Genomic DNA, 16,199 nt, shown 5'->3' on the forward strand with positions numbered 1-16,199 from the left:
TGCGGACCGAAAGATTGAATCTGTCGACTAGACCGCGCTTGGCGAATCGGGCGCCGACGGACCCGCGTCTGCCGCCGCGCCCGCGTCGGAGCGAGCATCCTGCTGCCCCTTGGCGCGCTCCTCGGCGATCTGCTTGCCCTCGATAATCGCGTCGGCGACGGCCGCCGTGAACAGCTTGATCGCGCGGATCGCGTCGTCGTTGCCCGGGATTCGGTACGCGATCAGGTCGGGGTCGCAGTTGGTATCGACCACTGCCGCAACCGGGATACCGAGGCGGTTCGCTTCCGCGACCGCGATGTCTTCTTTCTTGGTATCGATCACCCACAGCGCGTCCGGGAGCTTGCGCATATTCTTGATCCCGGCCAGCGTGGCCATCAACTTTTCATGCTCGCGCGCGTTGTCGCTCATCTCTTTCTTCGTGAGCGCTTTGATCATTTCCGGATCGGCCATCGTCTCTTCGAGCTTCCGGAGCCGGTCGATCGAGGCGCGAATAGTCTGGAAGTTGGTCAGCATTCCGCCCAGCCAGCGGTTGTTGACGTAGAACATCCCGCATCGCTCGGCTTCTTCCTTGACGATGTCCTGGGCCTGCTTCTTGGTGCCGACGAACAGCATCGTGCCGCCCGCCGCCGCCAGATCGCGCGCGAAGTCGAAGGTCGCGCGAAACATCTTCACGGTCTGCTGAAGATCGATAATGTAAATACCGTTGCGGGCGCCGAAGATGTACTGCTTCATCTTCGGGTTCCAGCGGCTGGTCTGATGGCCGAAATGAACGCCGGCCTCCAGAAGCTGCTTCATGCTGATTTCAGTCATAGAATTTTGTCCTTGCCTCTCGGCCCCGTGCGCGGGGCAATCTCGAAGTATTATCAGGCCGCGCCGCGCTAAGAAAGCGGCAGGCGGGTCACTTACTTTTTGCCGCTTTCAGGCGGAAATCGTCACTCGCGACGCACGCGGCGTTGATCGCGCGCGCTTTTCCCAAGGCCGCATCATGCTTGTTGAGGCGCGCGAGCTTGCCCGTTTTGTCAAGCTCGATCGGGTCCTGGAAGTTGTTCTGAAGGTCTGCGAGCGGCTTCTCGCAATGTTCCTCGGTGTCGAAGCTGGCGACAGTAATCCAGCGGGCAAGAGGAACCTCGGAATCAACTTCATGGGGAATCTTGGTCGAGTCGGGCGGCATCATCAGATACCATCCCACGAACGCGAGCGCCGCGAAGTGGCGGCTTTTCCCCTGGCTCACCCGGCAAGTTATACGCCTCTTGCCGGTAGAAAGTCATCGAGGCACCGGCCTCCTAGGCGTTCATCGACTCGAGGAATTCCTCGTTGGTCTTGGTCTTGTCCATCTTGTCGATCAGGAATTCCATAGCTTCGACGGCGTTGAGCTGGCTCAGGAGCTTGCGCAGAATCCACACGCGATTGAGCGTGGCGCGCGGCAGCAGCAGCTCTTCCTTGCGCGTCGAGGAGCGCTGGATGTCGATGGTCGGGAAGATGCGCTTCTCCAGCAGGCGCCGGTCGAGCGCAATTTGCTGATTGCCGGTGCCCTTAAACTCTTCGAAAATAACCTCGTCCATCCGGCTGCCGGTATCGACCAGCGCCGTGGCAATAATCGTCAAACTGCCGCCGTCTTCGGTGTTGCGCGCGGCGCCGAAAAATTTCTTGGGCTTGTGCAGCGCATTGGAATCGACGCCGCCCGACAGGATCTTGCCCGACGGCGGCACCACGGTGTTGTACGCGCGCGCCAGCCGCGTGATCGAGTCGAGCAGGATCACGACGTCGCGCCCGTGCTCGACCAGCCGCCGCGCTTTTTCGATCACCATCTCGGCCACCTGCACGTGACGGGTGGCCGGCTCGTCGAAGGTCGAGCTGACGACCTCGCCCTGCACCGAGCGCAGCATGTCGGTGACTTCCTCGGGCCGCTCGTCGACCAGCAGCACGATCAGCACGATCTCGGGATGGTTGTGCGCGATTGCCTTGGCGATCGCCTGCAGCATCATGGTCTTGCCGGTGAACGGCGCCGCGACGATCAGTCCGCGCTGGCCTTTTCCGATCGGCGCGACCAAATCGATGATGCGCGTGGTCAAATCCTCGTGATTGTATTCGAGCTTGATGCGCTCCTCGGGGTAGAGCGGCGTCAGGTTGTCGAACAGGATCTTGTCGCGCGCCTTTTCGGGGTCCTCGTAGTTGATCGACTCGACCTTGAGCAGAGCGAAGTAGCGCTCGCCTTCTTTCGGCGGGCGAATCAGGCCGGAAACCACGTCGCCGGTGCGCAGGTTGAACTTGCGAATCTGGCTCGGCGAAATGTAGATGTCGTCGGGACCGGGCAGGTAGTTGTAGTCGGGCGCGCGCAGGAAGCCGAAACCGTCGGGCAGGATTTCCAGCACACCCTCGCCGAGGATCGAGCCGTTCTTGGCGGCTTGTGCCTGCAGGACGGCGAAGATCATCTCCTGCTTGCGCATGTTGGTGGCGCCGTCGACATTGAAGTCGCGCGCCATCTGCGCCAGCTCGGTAATCTTCGCCCGCTTGAGCGACTTGAGGTTGAGCACCCCTTCTTCGCTAATCACCGGCGCCGGCGGCGGAAGATTCGGATTGCTGTCGAGATTTACCTGCCGCGGTGTTCCGTTGGATGAACGCGGGTCGTCGAAGCGACCCTCCTCGCTCTTCGCAACGTGTCTGCCCTTGCCCATATGCCTTCCCCGCAACCTGGACTCCATAGTCTTACTGCTGCAAATCGCCGCCGTCTGAGCGCGCGCATCGCAGGTTATGAACGTTTGTTCGATTGGGCTCCCACGCGGGAGATGCCATCGTAGATTCTTGAATGTTCAAGCGGCCGGGATTCGGAACAACTAACGCCTTGAGTTCAAGTTCGGAATTACGGACCGCAGGGGAAACGGGATTCTTCTTGCCGCCCAGCCCGTTTCAGCGTCCTCAGTGCGGAAGCTCAAATAAAACGCTACCCGCGCAATGCCGCGATGTCAACGGGGGCTTCGATGAACTGTGCTCAAGTTGCACTCGACGCGTCGTGCTGTCTCCCCGCGTCCGGTTCCCCTTCCACTTGGGGAAGGGGTTAGGGGGTTAGGTTTGCACGCATCGCTCGCAACACCCGCGCACTAATTTTCTTGTGTCATCCAGACGAAGCGAGCAACGCAGGCGGATGGATGGACCTCGGACAGCGGCGCGTAAGTGCCGCCAGTTCCGGTTTTGCGTCGCCGCATCCACTGAGAATTCGGAGGCTTGCGCGACGACATCAACAAAGGACCGCTTCGCGATTTCAATACCGGTACCGGCTTCGCTGGCGCGAAGCTGTCCGAGATCCTTCACTGCGCTCGCGATGCTCGCTTTGTTCAGGATGACAAGCAATGCCGGCCTTGTGAACGTAGCCGTAAAAAACCTCTCCTTCATCTCAACTCGATCCATCGCCGCAATTCGCGCGCATCCGCCGCAAACAATTTCTGCGCGAGAAACTCTACAAAATCGCTCGGCAACGGCGCTATGAACTCGAGCCGCTCGCCGGATCGCGGATGCGCAATCGAAAGTGCCAGCGCATGCAGTGCTTGTCGATTGAAAAATCCGCCGCCGCCCGCCTTGCCGCCGTATAGAGGATCGCCCAGGCATGGATGACCGATCGAGGCGAGATGCACGCGAATCTGATGCATCCTGCCGGTGTCGGGTTTCACGCGCACCAGCGAGGTTCCTGCTTCGTCCGGATTTGCGGGACCGAACCGCGCGAGCACGGCGATATGGCTGACTGCGTCGCGCGGCGTGTGCGATGCCACCGACATCCGCTTGCGCTCGACCGGATGCCGTCCGACCGGACGCTCGATCGTCAGGCGGTCGCGCGCGACGATGCCTTTGACGATCGCGAGGTAGATTTTCGTGACGCTGCGATCCTTGAACTGCCGGGAAAGCGCGGTGCGCGAAAATGGGGTGCGCGCCACCACCATCACGCCCGAGGTGTCTTTGTCGAGGCGATGCACGATGCCGGGGCGGAGCACGCCGTCGGGCTCAGCCATCGCGGCCAGCTCCGGAAATCGCGCCAGCAGAGCGTCCACGAGGGTGCCGGCGGGATGCCCGGGTGCGGGATGCACCGTCATTCCCGCTGGCTTGTTCACGACGATTATTTCGTCATCAGCGAAAATTACCGAGATCTCCGGCGCGTCGCCTTCCTTGTAACTCGAAGGATCGTACGGCGCGCCAACGGGAATCGCTGCGACATCTACGCGATCCCCCGTTCGCACTCCGCTCGACGCGCGCGCGACCACGCCGTTGACTGTCACCAGTCCCGCCTTGATCATCCGCGCCACCTGCGAGCGCGAGCACTCCGGCGCCAGGCACGTCGACACGAATACGTCGAGCCGCATGCTGTCGTGCGCGGCGCTCGCGGTGATTGTCGTTGGAAGAATCACGAACCGGATTTACCGCATCGACGCTGAGATCACATCAATGCGGGCGAGGGTAGGGGTGGCGGCAGCGATGGTGCCCTCGACGCTGGCGTAGCGGTGGCTTCTGGAGCAGGAGCGCAACTTTCGGTACTGGTTGTGGCGACCGCGACGCCGTAGGTGGTCTTCTGACAGCCTGCCGCCGTCGCGTCGGGCCTCGAATAAAACCAACATCCGGCGAGAGCCATCGAGAACAACGCGACGATTGTCATTGAAGCGATTGCTTTCATGCGACGCCTCTACTCGAAGCGATGGGGTAGTGGATGCGCTTTCTCGTACGCGACGATTCGATCCTCGTGCGCGAGCGTCAGCGCGATGTCGTCGAGACCCTCGAGCAGGCATTTCTTCTGATGCGGTTCGATCTCGAAATTCGCCGTCCAGCCGAAATCGTCGGACACCGTCTGCTTTTCGAGATCGATCGTGAGCCGATACGCCTCGTAGTCGGCGGCCGCGCGAAAAATCTGCTCGACCTCGTCGGCCTTCAGCGTCACCGGAAGAAAACCGTTCTTCAGGCAGTTGTTGTGAAAGATATCGGCGAACTCCGGCGCAATCGCCGCCCGGAAACCCGCGTCATCGAGCGCCCACACCGCATGCTCGCGCGAACTGCCGCATCCGAAATTATTGCGCGCGACCAAAATCGACGCGCCCTGGTAGCGCGGCTTGTTCAGCACGAAATCCTTGTTCTCGCTGCCGTCGGGATTGCGCCGCCAATCGATAAACAGCCCGGCCTTGAGGCCGGTCCGCACGACCGCCTTCAGAAACTGCTTCGGAATAATCTGATCGGTATCGACATTTGCGCGATCGAGCGGCGCCACCATGCCGGTAAAATTCTTGAACTTCTGCATGCGCTATCTCTCCTACCTTACAAAACTCCAAATAGGGACGAAGTCCCGCATCCTGATACTGGGTGCAGGGGTCACCCCTGCCCAGGGAAGCGTGAAACCCAAGCGGGGTTTACATTCAATAAAGTATATTTCCCTACCGCGCCCATTCGCGCACATCGACGAAATGCCCTGCAATCGCCGCCGCCGCCGCCATCGCGGGGCTCACCAGGTGCGTGCGCCCGCCCTTCCCTTGCCGCCCCTCGAAGTTGCGATTCGACGTGCTGGCGCATCGCTCGCCCGGTTGCAGCACGTCGGGATTCATCGCCAGGCACATGCTGCATCCCGATTCGCGCCACTCGAAGCCGGCGTCCTTGAAAATTCTATCCAGGCCGAGACTCTCAGCTTCCGCTTTGACTTCCTGCGAGCCCGGCACCACCATCGCATTCACCGTCGGCGCAACTTTGCGTCCCTTGACGACGCTGGCGGCAGTCTTGAGATCGCTCAGCCGCGAGTTCGTGCACGATCCGATGAACACGCGATCGATCTTGATGTCCTCGATTTTCGTTCCCGGCCGCAGCGCCATGTAGGTGAGCGCCCGCTCGACTGTCTCGCGCTGCTCCTTGTCGCTAATCTCCGCGGGATTCGGCACGCTGCCGCGAACGTCGGTGACCATCCCGGGATTCGTGCCCCACGTCACCTGCGGCGCGAACGTGGCCGCGTCGAACACCACGCTGCGATCGAACTTCGCGCCGTCGTCGCTGCGGAACTGCAACCATCGCGCCGCCAGCTCGTCGAACTCCTTGCCGCCGGGGATATACCGGCGCCCGCGCAGGTAATCGACGGTCGTCTTGTCCGCCGCGACCATCCCTGCGCGCGCACCGCCTTCAATCGACATGTTGCAAACCGTCATCCGCTCTTCCATCGACAGCGCCTCGACCGCAGCGCCGCGGTACTCGATCACGTGCCCGGTCGCGCCGTTGGTCTTGATCCTGCCGATGATCCCGAGGATCAAATCTTTTGCGCCGACTCCGGTGCCGAGTTTTCCATCGACGCGAATCTCAAACGTCTGCGGCCGCTCTTCCCACAGGCATTGCGTCGCCAGCACGTGCTCAACTTCGCTGGTGCCGATTCCGAATGCCAGCGCCCCGAACGCGCCGTGCGTCGCGGTATGGCTGTCGCCGCAAACGATCGTCATCCCCGGCTGCGTGAGCCCCAGCTCCGGCCCGATTACGTGCACGATCCCCTGCTCGGGCGAGCCGATATCGAACAGCCTCAGCCCAAACTCCGCGCAGTTGCGCCGCAGCGTCTCGATCTGGAGTTTCGAATCGGCGTCGGTGATCGGCTTGCTGCGATCGGTCGTCGGCACGTTGTGATCCTGCGTGGCGTACGTGCGATGCGGCGCGCGAACTCTGCGCCCCGAACGGCGCAGTCCCTCGAACGCCTGCGGCGACGTCACTTCATGCACGAGGTGCAGGTCGATGTAGAGGAGGGAAGGCTCGTTATGCTTTTCGCGGACGACGTGCTCTTCCCAGATTTTCTCGAACAGTGTCTTTGCGGCCATAGCGCTAGCAACTCCCGCCGCATCGGCGGCGTAACGATTTTATTCTTATTGCGAAACTTCGCTTCATCAAACCGCGGCAGCCTTTCGCCCGTTCTTGCCGCGCGAATATCGCTCGATCCGATCCGACAGCTTGCTCGCGAACGTGCTGAACGAGGCCAGCTCGTCGCGCGAAAATCCAGTCCAGATCGCCTCGATCGCCGCCTGCCGCGACGCGCGCAGCCCCGCCAGCGTGCGCGTCCCCCTCGCAGTCAGCTTGTAACTCCGGTTCCTGCGGTCGTCGCGCCCAATCGCAGCCGAGACCAGCCCGCTGTCGAGCAGTTGCCGCAATATTTTCGAGACCGCGGCGGCCGAGCTGTCGCGGCTGCGCGCGAACATCGACGGAATAAAACGCTCGGTCGAGATTTCCTCGAGCACCCGCCACTGCTCGATCGTGATGCCGGCGTCGCGTGCCAGCGCCTCGCGCCGCCGCTCGAAAATCTCCGCCAGCGCAGTCATCGCCTCGATCGCGCGGAAGATCGGGTCGTTTCGTTGCCTCCCAACTGCTTGCATCAGGCAAGATATTAACTATAGTTAATCAATCTTTGCAAGCAGGAAGAATAAGAGCGATGTCCAAATTCTTCGACCAGATCACTAGCGAACTGACGCAGTTCATCCGCGCGCAGAAGGTCTTCTTCGTCGCCACCGCGGCGCCCGAAGGTCGGATCAACCTGTCGCCGAAGGGGATGGACACCTTCCGCGTGCTCGATGAAAAGCGGGTCGCTTACCTGGACCTGACCGGCAGCGGCAACGAAACCGCGGCCCACCTGCTTCGCGACGGCCGCATCACGATAATGTTCTGTTCCTTCGACAGTAACGCCGAGATCGCTCGCATCTACGGCCGCGGCGTCGCGATCCGCCCTGATCACGCCCGCTGGCCGGAACTCATCGCCAACTTCCCGAAGCTTCCCGGTATCCGCCAGGTAATGGAGATTCGCGTCGAATCCGCGATGACCTCGTGTGGCTACGCGGTTCCCAGGATGCGCGAGATGACCCCGCGGGATACGCTGGAAAAATACTGGACGAAGAAAGGCGAGCTTGGAAAGGAGGAGTACTGGCAGAAGCACAACTTGCGCAGCGTCGACGGCCTCCCCACGGGCATGCGGGAAACCAAATCGTAGTCTCGGCGGTCGCCCGCCTCACTTGATTCGCCGCGTCGGTGAGGCGCGCTCCGCCCGGGCCAGTCCGCGCGTAACGGCCTCGTCGCCGAATTTCTTCGCCACCGAATCGAGCGCGCGATTCAACCGGTCCCGCTTGCGATCTTCCGCCGGTGCCGACTCGAACAGCCCGAGCTGCGAATTATCCGAGCGCTCGAGCTGATGCACCTGCACTCCCGCAAGGCGAATTTTCTCCTTACCGCCGACCTTCGACAGCAACTGCGTCGCGACTCGCGAGATTTCCGGTCCGTCATTGGTCGTGCCGTCGGTTGAAAAACTGCGCGTGATCAGTGGATAGCGCCCGCCGCCGAGCGGACGCGCAAGTTTCAGCTTGAGCGTGATCGTTCGCGCACGAACCCCGTCCGCGCGCAGCCGCCGCGCGATCGCGTCGCCATGCGCGATCAGCACGCGCCGCAATTCATTCGAGTCGAGCGCCAGGTCGTGCGCGAACGTATTTTCCTCGCCGTACGACTTGCGCTGCCAGTCGGCGATCACCGGCCGCGTGTCGTTGCCCGACGCCAGTTCATGCAGATGCGGCCCCATAGTGCCAAACATGCTTTTCAGCTCGGCCGGTTCGCGCCGCGCGAGATCGCCGACCGTCTTGATACCGCACTCATGCATCCGAGCGAGTGTCACGCGTCCGACGCCCCACAGCCTCTCGACCGGTAGCGGCGTCAGAAATTCGCGCAGTTTTTCCGGTGTTACCGAGAGCAACCCGTCAGGCTTCGACATGTCGCTCAAAATCTTCGCCGCCATCTTGGTCGGCGCCACTCCCACCGACGCGACCAGCCCGGTTTCGTCGAGCACCCGGCGTTTCAGATCGCGCGCCGCGTCGAGCGGCGGCCCGAGCAGACGCTCAGTGCCGGTCAGATCGATAAATGCTTCATCGAGCGAGAGTGGCTCGACCACCGGACTGAAGCTCTCGAACACGCGCATCACGGCTCGCGAGATCTCCACGTAGCGATCCATTCTGCCCGGCACGAAGATCGCCTGCGGGCACAGCTTGCGCGCCTGCCCGGTCGGCATCGCGGACCGCACGCCGAACTTGCGCGCCTCGTAGGACGCCGACGTGACGACGCCGCGCGCACTGCGCCCGCCCACTATCACCGGCAAGCCGCGCAAGGCAGGATTGTCGAGGACTTCGACCGACGCGTAGAACGCGTCCATATCGGCGTGCGCGATCACGCGCGGCCAGTGTGCCGCGCTACCGGCGAAAGCCTCGATGCTCATTTCGTCGTCGAGAGTTTCGCGAAGATCGCATCGGCCGCATCTTCGCCGCTGCGCACGCAGTCCGGAATCCCAACGCCTCGATACGCTGCGCCCGCGATCGCAAATGCTGGTATTTCCGCCACCCCGCGCTCGATCTCCGCGACCCGCGCCAGATGCCCTACCTCATACTGCGGCATTGAGTCGGGCCATCGCCTGACTTCGGTGAAACCCGGCGCCACGCTCACTCCGAGCAGTGCTCGGAACTCGTCGCGCACCGCGGCGATCATATCATCGTCGCTGAGACTCATCATTTCGCGGCTCATCTCGCCGCCGACGAACGCGCGCGCCAGGATTGCGCCGGCGGGTGCGCGTCCTTCGAACTTGAAGCTGGAAAAGCTGCCCGCGATTATACGGCGCCGCTCGATTGCCGGCACCACGAAGCCGAACGCTCGCGGCGGCCCGTCGAAGTCGCTCTCGCGAAACGTCATGTTGACGGTCGCTGCCGACGCATAACCGATCTCGCCCAGCATCTTCGCCGCCACCGGTGCCAACGTCGCCACAATTCGCGAGGCTGCGTAGGCCGGCGCTGAGCAGATCACCGCGTCGGCATCGATCGAGTCGCCGCCTGCCGTCGCGAGCCGCCACGCGTCGCCGTTTCTCGCCATCGTAATAACTTGCGCGCCCTTGCGAATCGAGGTGCCCAGCCGCGCCGCGAGCGTCTCGGGCAGCGTCGCCATCCCGTTCCTGAAGCTCTGGAAGAGACTCCAGCGCGCGCCGCTGACGTCCGAAGTCTTTGCCGCGCGCGCGTTCTCCGCCGCACGCATTCCTTTGACGAGGCTGCCATAGCGTCGTTCCATCTCGACAAAGCGCGGCATCGTCGCCGCCATGCTGAGCCGTTTCGGGTCGGCAGTGTAGATTCCGCCCGCAAGCGCCTGCGCAACGCGATCGAGCACCTCGCGTCCGAGTCGCCGAGTCACGAATGAATCCAAACTCTCGTCGTCGCCGCCGGTGCGCGCCGCGATGAACGGTTCCATCGCAATCCGCAATTTTCCGAGCGGCGAAAAAAGCGGGCTTCGAAGAACCGGCCCGAGATGCGCCGGCGCAAGCAACGAAAATCCCGCGGGTATCTCGACCAGTCGCCCCGCGCGCACCACGAACGTCTTGCGGTAAGTCTCGCGCGTCGGAATCAGTTCTGCGCCGAGGCCGAGTCGCCGCGCCAGCTCGGCGGCCGCGGGCTTTTCCGACAGAAAGGAATCCGCGCCGGTCTCGATTACAAATCCGTCGCGCCGAATCGTTTCGAGTGCTCCGCCGCATCGCGCGCCGCGCTCGAGCAATTCCACTTCGAGCGGGAACTCCCGCGCCGCCGCCAGTTCGCGAAGCCGGTACGCCGCCGCGAGTCCGGTGATTCCAGCGCCAATTACCGCAACCCGCTTGATTTGTGGGTCGGTGCCCGTTTGAGGTTCTCCCAAATGCGTCGATCAGATTTCGTCTGATCGATCAGCGCGCGTATGCCGCGACGATCGACGCCATCATCTCGATAAACAGCGGATGGTCTCCGACAGTTGGAGCGCGTTCCATCCTGATTCCCGCGTCGCGCGCGACTTGCGCCGCCTCGATATCGAGATCGTACAGCACCTCGACGTGGTCGCACAAAAAACCAATTGGCACGACGAGGGCCGTCTTCGCGTCGAGGTTCCGCAGCGTTTCCTTGATGTCGGGTTCGAGCCACGCGTCGCGCGGACTCCCACTGCGGCTCTGATATGCGAACTGCCAGGTATCGATCCCCAGTTCCGCTGCGACAATCCTCGCCGACTCCGTAAGCTGCTCGACGTACGGCCCCGCCTGCGCCATTGCGAGCGGAATACTGTGCGCTGTGAATATCAGCCGCGCGCGCGATCGCTCCGGGAACTCCAGCCTCGAGTACGCCTCGCGCGCGCGCGAGGCGACCGCCGTGGTGAACAGCGGATGGTCATGCCACGTCTCGGGATACACGACCTCGGGCGCCGCTTCGCCCAACGCGGCGAGCGCGTCGTTGACTGTTGCCTGGTAGCGCCCGAAGCTCGCCTCGCTGCGATGCGCCGCCATGATGAACCCGAGCACGCGGCGCGCTCCACCGTTGGCGAGCCTGCGCATCGAGTCGGCAACGTACGGCTGCCAGTTGCGCATCCCGACCGCGACTTGCATGCGCGTGCCTTTCTTTTCCAATTCCGCACGCAGCGCCGCCGCCTGCCGCATCGTCAGATCGTTGTACGGCGAGCGGCCGCCGAGCAGATCGTAATGATGCACGACTTCCTGGTAGCGCTCGCGGGGAATCGGCCGTCCTCGCAAAACGTTGTCAAGAAACGGCCGCACCTCGTCGGCGCGCGTCGGTCCGCCGAATCCGATCATCAGGATCGCGTCGCACTTTGCCTTCGCGGCCATAGCGTCAACGTGCGCTCATCTCGTGAACCGCATCGACCAGCGCGATCACATGTTCGGCCGGCGTCTCCGGAAGTATTCCGTGGCCGAGATTGAAAATGTGGCCCGGACGTCCGTCCGCCTGATCGAGAATCGCGCGCGCGCGCGCGCGGATTTCGGGAATGTCGGCGAATAGCGCGATCGGATCGAGATTGCCCTGCACCGCGACACTGTAATTGAGCCGCGCCCACGCCTCCGCGAGATTGACGCGCCAATCGAGGCCGATAACGTCGCCGCCCGCCTCGCGCATCAGCTCGAGCAGGTTGCCCGTCACGGTCCCGAAATGGATTACGGGCACGTCGGCCGGAATCGCCGCGATCACCGACGCTGTGTGCGGCAGCACGAAGCGGCGGTAGTCATCGGGGCCGAGGCTGCCGACCCAACTGTCGAAAATCTGCACGATGTCGGCGCCTGCCGCGATTTGCATTTTCAGATAATCCGCCGTGACGCGCGCAAGCAGCTCCATCAGGCGATGCCACGTCTCGGGCTGCGTGTACATGAAAGTTTTGGTCGCCTGGTATTGGCGCGACGAGCCGCCTTCGATCAGGTACGACGCGAGCGTGAACGGCGCGCCGGCAAATCCGATCAGCGGAGTCGTCGCGGCGAGCGCACGATGCACCAGCTTGATCGCGTCGCCGACAAAGCCGAGCGCCGCCACATCGACGGCGGGAATACGCTCGAGGTCGGCCTCGGTGCGAACGGGGCGATCGATCACAGGCCCGTCGCCTTTTTCGAAATGCAGCCCGACTTCCATCGGTATAAGCGGCAACAGGATGTCGGCGAAGATGATTGCCGCATCGACCTTGAGCCGCTCGACCGCCGTGACGGTAACCTCGGCAGAAAGCTCGGGCCGCTTGCACATCTCGAGAAATTCATGCTGCTCGCGAACGCGCCGATACTCCGGCATGTAGCGTCCCGCCTGGCGCATCAGCCAAACCGGAGTGTAGGGCGTCGCCTCGCGCCGGCACGCTTTCATCATCGGATGATCGGTGAGCAGAGATCGCGGGGCGTTGGAACTCGCAGCGCGCCTGGGACTCGGCGATTCGACCGCTTCAATCCGACCCGCATCCGCGCGCTTGGCAATAAGAATCAAAGTCGCTAGCGCTGCCGCCTCTTTAATCAAGTGGCCGAGCTTTGAATGCTCGGGCTCGAAGTCCACGCCGAGCCCGTACGCGCGAATCTGCTCGGAGCAGACCGGCCCGATCGAGCCGACCGCCATCCGCGCGAATCCGCGCTTGACGGAGTCGCCGATGCCCTCGGCCTCCGCGAGCTGAATGACATTGGTGACCTGGTTCGAGCTCGTGAAAATCGCGACGTCCGCCGCGCCCGCCGCAATCGCGTTCAAGGCCGCGCGCAGCGGCCTGCGGTCGGCCGGCAGCGTCCATCTGTAGACCGGCACAATCGTAACACGCGCACCGCGCGCTTCGAGTCCCGCAGTCAGCTCGTGATTGGAGACTCCATATTCCTGCACTGCGACGCGCTTGCCCTTGAGCTCGACCTTCGCCGCGAGCGCGCTCAGCAGTTCACGCCACGTATTCGGTTCCGGCACGACGATTGACGGTTCGATCCCTAGATCGCGCATCGCGCGGATCGGTTTTGGCCCGCGCGCCACGGTTGTGATCGCAGCCAGCGCCGTGACCAGAGCCGGCCGTTGATGCCGTGTTTCCATCGCGGCGAACAGCGCGCGCGTGCCGACGCCCGTCATGAAGACGACCACCTCGAATTCGCCGCCGAGCAGGCGCTCCGCGAAGTCCAGCGCCGCGTGATTGTTCTCGAGCGGCACCTCGCGCATTGCGGGCGCGATAATCGCCACGCCGCCGCGCCGCCTGATCATCGTCGCGACCTCGGCCGCCATCCGGCTCTCGAACGCGACAACGCGCAACCCGCCGAAGCTTGGTGTAATATCTGAGGAACTCGATTCGGTTTCTGAATTCATCGCGAGCGGCCGCACCGCATCGTCAATCTTGCCGCGTGCACGCCACCCCGTCCACTCCTCACGGTTGTCCAATCAGCCTCTCCGGATCAAAATGGGTAAGCAATGAGCGCGGTAAACATAAGAGCGTTTGCTGGACTCCTTCAGCTTCTCATCATCATGGCAGCGATAATCTTCCTGCCGGCGTGGACTTTCGACTACTGGCAGGGGTGGATTTTTCTGACGGTGCTTTCCGCGTCGGTGCTGGCGATCACGATCTACCTGATGAAAAACGATCCGAAGCTTCTGGAGCGTCGCACCAATGCGGGGCCGGGTGCCGAGCAGCAGAGGAGCCAGAACGTCATACAATCGCTCGCCGCGGCGGCATTCGTCGCGATGTTTGTTGTCTCCGCGCTCGACCATCGTTTTGCGTGGTCCACGGTGCCCCTGTATGTGAGCGCGCTCGGCGACATCCTGGTCGCGCTCGGACTCTACTTCGTGTTTCTCGTGTTCAAGGAAAACACCTTTGCCGCCGGAACCATCGAAGTCGGCACCGAGCAGAAAGTCATAGCGACCGGACCTTACGCAATCGTACGTCATCCGATGTATATCGGCGCTCTGGTCATGCTAGTGGGCGTGCCGCTCGCGCTCGGCTCGTGGTGGGGATTGTTCGCGATCGTTCCGATGACGCTGGTGATCGTGTGGCGACTCCTCGACGAAGAAAGATTCCTCGCGAAGAACCTTGCGGGATATAAAGAGTATCAAGGCAAGGTGAAGAGCCGATTGCTGCCATTGATTTGGTGAGTCTCGCTTCTTTACGATTGAAGGCGTGATGAATCGACGTATTTGTTTTCGCTGCTGCGACCGTGCTGACCTGCATTGCGCTGGCCAATCTCGCTTGCGCCGACACAAGCGACCTGCAGGCGTCAATTGATTCGGCGCACGAACCCATCTTCGACGGTCTCGGCAGTCTGCATCATCCCGTCACTACGAAAACGAATTCGACGCTCGCGCAACAATTCTTCGACCAGGGACTGACGTTCGTTTACGCGTTCAATCACGACGAGGCGGCGGATTCCTTCAAACAGGCGGCGCAATACGATCCCGACATGGCGATGGCTTACTGGGGAATCGCTCTTTCGCTTGGCCCGAATATCAATCTGCCCGAGGACACGGATCGCGGCAAAATGGCTTGCGCGGCGATCATGAAGGCGAAGTCGCTCGAAGCTAACGCGACTCCCGCCGAGCGTGAATATATCGACGCGCTCGCCAAGCGCTATGCGCCCGACGGCAAGATGAATGACGCGCTTCAGCTTGCGTATGCGAATGCGATGCGCGAGGTCGCGCGCCAAAATCCCGACGACCCCGACGCCGGGGCGCTGTTCGCCGAATCCATGATGGATTTGCATCCGTGGGCACTCTGGACGCCCGACGGCAAACCCGTTGCCGGCACCGACGAGATTGTCTCGGCGCTCGAAGGCGTGATGGCGAAGCATCCAGACCACATCGGCGCCAATCACTATTACATCCACGCGGTCGAAGCGTCGCCCAACCCGGGCCGCGCGTTGCCAAGTGCTCAGCGGCTTCCAAAGCTCGCGCCAGCGGCCGGCCATATCGTGCATATGCCGTCGCACATCTACTTTCGCGTCGGGGACTACGACGCGTCCGCGACCGCGAATCTTGCCGCTATGAAGGCCGACAAGATTTACCTGCGCGAGCGCAATCCCAAGGGCCTCTATCCGATCATGTACGTGTCTCACAACATTCAGTTCCTCTGGGCGTCGTACATGATGGAGGGCAACAGCCGCGGCGCGTTCAAAGCGTCGCGGGAACTCGACGACGCGGTGCCGCTCGAGATGGTCCGGCAAATGCCTATGGCGGAGGGCATGACGCCGACGCGATATTTCACCGAGGTGCGCTTCAGCAAATGGGACGCTCTTCTGAAAGAGCCTGCGCCGCCGAAGGATCTATCGTTCACGACCGGCGTTTGGCATTACGCGCGCGGTCTCGCGTACGCCGCGAAGAATCGTTTTGCAGACGCGCTGAATGAGAAAAAGAAACTCGATACGATTGTTGCGGCGACGCCGCCCGAGCGGATGGTCGGATTCAATTCGGCAGACCGCCTGCTCGCGATGGCCTCGGCGACACTCGGCGGCGAGATCGATTCAGCACAAGGGCATCATGACGACGCGATCAAGCATCTCAAGGATGCCGTCGCTCTTCAGGACGCACTCAATTACGAGGAGCCGCCGCCCTGGTACTTTCCCGTGCGTGAAACGTTGGGGATGGAACTGCTTGCGAATGGCAGGACGGCGGATGCGGAGCAGGTCTTTCGCGACGACCTGAAGCAGTATCCTGAAAATGGATGGTCGCTCAACGGACTCGCGATATGTCTTCGCGCTCGTAACGCATCGGACGAAGCGGCGAGCATCGATGCCCGATTCAAGAAAGCGTGGGCGCACGCCGATGTGACGCTGCCGGCGTCCGCGGCCTCCGAGAGCAAAACACTTTCTTTAAAGTGAAACCCGCGGCGGGTTTCACGCTTCCTTCGGGAGGGGTGACCCCTGAAGCCCAGCCGTGCGAGAAATCGCGTTGCCCGGTTCGCGATCGGTGTGT

The 16,199-nt window shown here is 62.4% G+C and carries 15 protein-coding genes; 3 read left to right on the forward strand and 12 right to left on the reverse strand.

Features of this window, described 5'->3' with window-relative positions:
* Window positions 1–27 precede the first annotated feature (27 nt).
* The 8 genes from rpsB to VJX68_RS11345 all read right to left on the reverse strand — a co-directional run bounded on the left by rpsB (window position 28) and on the right by VJX68_RS11345 (window position 7,307).
* Window positions 28–810, reverse strand: a complete 783-nt coding sequence (gene rpsB / locus VJX68_RS11310) for a 30S ribosomal protein S2 (protein ID WP_324095798.1) — start codon at window positions 808–810, stop codon at window positions 28–30.
* Window positions 811–898: 88 nt separating this feature from the next.
* Window positions 899–1,231, reverse strand: a complete 333-nt coding sequence (locus VJX68_RS11315) for a hypothetical protein (RefSeq protein WP_324095799.1) — start codon at window positions 1,229–1,231, stop codon at window positions 899–901.
* 52 nt (window positions 1,232–1,283) lie between these two features.
* Entirely contained in the window at window positions 1,284–2,675 is a 1,392-nt protein-coding gene (gene rho / locus VJX68_RS11320; RefSeq protein WP_324095800.1) for a transcription termination factor Rho, read from the reverse strand.
* A 388-nt stretch (window positions 2,676–3,063) separates the two neighbouring features.
* Window positions 3,064–3,405: a hypothetical protein gene (locus VJX68_RS11325; RefSeq protein ID WP_324095801.1), complete on the reverse strand. Its 342-nt coding sequence runs from the start codon at window positions 3,403–3,405 to the stop codon at window positions 3,064–3,066.
* Window positions 3,387–4,394, reverse strand: a complete 1,008-nt coding sequence (locus VJX68_RS11330) for an RluA family pseudouridine synthase (RefSeq protein ID WP_324095802.1) — start codon at window positions 4,392–4,394, stop codon at window positions 3,387–3,389. The genes VJX68_RS11325 and VJX68_RS11330 overlap by 19 nt, the downstream gene beginning before the upstream one ends.
* Window positions 4,395–4,666: 272 nt before the next feature.
* On the reverse strand, window positions 4,667–5,272 hold the full coding sequence (gene leuD, locus VJX68_RS11335) for a 3-isopropylmalate dehydratase small subunit (RefSeq protein ID WP_324095803.1): 606 nt from the start codon (window positions 5,270–5,272) through the stop codon (window positions 4,667–4,669).
* 133 nt (window positions 5,273–5,405) lie between these two features.
* Window positions 5,406–6,812, reverse strand: a complete 1,407-nt coding sequence (gene leuC, locus VJX68_RS11340; RefSeq protein ID WP_324095804.1) for a 3-isopropylmalate dehydratase large subunit — start codon at window positions 6,810–6,812, stop codon at window positions 5,406–5,408.
* Between the two features lie 66 nt (window positions 6,813–6,878).
* Window positions 6,879–7,307 carry a MarR family winged helix-turn-helix transcriptional regulator gene (locus tag VJX68_RS11345; protein ID WP_324095805.1) on the reverse strand — a complete coding sequence of 143 codons (429 nt, stop codon included), beginning with the start codon at window positions 7,305–7,307 and terminating at the stop codon, window positions 6,879–6,881.
* Window positions 7,308–7,417: 110 nt separating this feature from the next.
* On the opposite strand from VJX68_RS11345, the gene VJX68_RS11350 reads away from it, so the two are divergent.
* Window positions 7,418–7,969: a pyridoxamine 5'-phosphate oxidase family protein gene (locus tag VJX68_RS11350; protein ID WP_324095806.1), complete on the forward strand. Its 552-nt coding sequence runs from the start codon at window positions 7,418–7,420 to the stop codon at window positions 7,967–7,969.
* A gap of 18 nt (window positions 7,970–7,987) precedes the next feature.
* Here the strand turns inward: VJX68_RS11350 and dinB are convergent, their stop codons facing one another.
* The 4 genes from dinB to hemE are packed head-to-tail and all read right to left on the reverse strand — an operon-like array spanning window position 7,988 to window position 13,607.
* Window positions 7,988–9,235 carry a DNA polymerase IV gene (dinB, locus tag VJX68_RS11355; protein ID WP_324095807.1) on the reverse strand — a complete coding sequence of 416 codons (1,248 nt, stop codon included), beginning with the start codon at window positions 9,233–9,235 and terminating at the stop codon, window positions 7,988–7,990.
* A complete protein-coding gene (gene hemG / locus VJX68_RS11360; RefSeq protein ID WP_324095808.1) occupies window positions 9,232–10,683 on the reverse strand; it encodes a protoporphyrinogen oxidase in 1,452 nt (483 codons plus the stop codon). Before hemG ends, dinB begins: the two co-directional genes overlap by 4 nt.
* A gap of 28 nt (window positions 10,684–10,711) precedes the next feature.
* Window positions 10,712–11,635, reverse strand: coding sequence for a ferrochelatase (gene hemH, locus VJX68_RS11365; protein ID WP_324095809.1), 924 nt, complete (start codon window positions 11,633–11,635; stop codon window positions 10,712–10,714).
* A 4-nt stretch (window positions 11,636–11,639) separates the two neighbouring features.
* Window positions 11,640–13,607, reverse strand: coding sequence for a uroporphyrinogen decarboxylase (gene hemE / locus VJX68_RS11370; RefSeq protein ID WP_324095810.1), 1,968 nt, complete (start codon window positions 13,605–13,607; stop codon window positions 11,640–11,642).
* Window positions 13,608–13,763: 156 nt separating this feature from the next.
* Between hemE and VJX68_RS11375 the strand changes: the two genes are divergently transcribed.
* Together VJX68_RS11375 and VJX68_RS11380 are read left to right on the forward strand one after the other, a co-directional pair.
* The gene (locus VJX68_RS11375; RefSeq protein ID WP_324095811.1) at window positions 13,764–14,387 is read left to right on the forward strand and encodes a methyltransferase family protein; all 624 of its coding nucleotides are present in this window, start codon (window positions 13,764–13,766) and stop codon (window positions 14,385–14,387) included.
* A gap of 62 nt (window positions 14,388–14,449) precedes the next feature.
* Entirely contained in the window at window positions 14,450–16,105 is a 1,656-nt protein-coding gene (locus VJX68_RS11380; RefSeq protein WP_324095812.1) for a tetratricopeptide repeat protein, read from the forward strand.
* The last annotated feature ends 94 nt before the right edge of the window (window positions 16,106–16,199 follow it).

The organism is Binatus sp. (SeqCode) (genome assembly GCF_035272065.1).
Lineage (GTDB): Bacteria > Desulfobacterota > Binatia > Binatales > Binataceae > Binatus.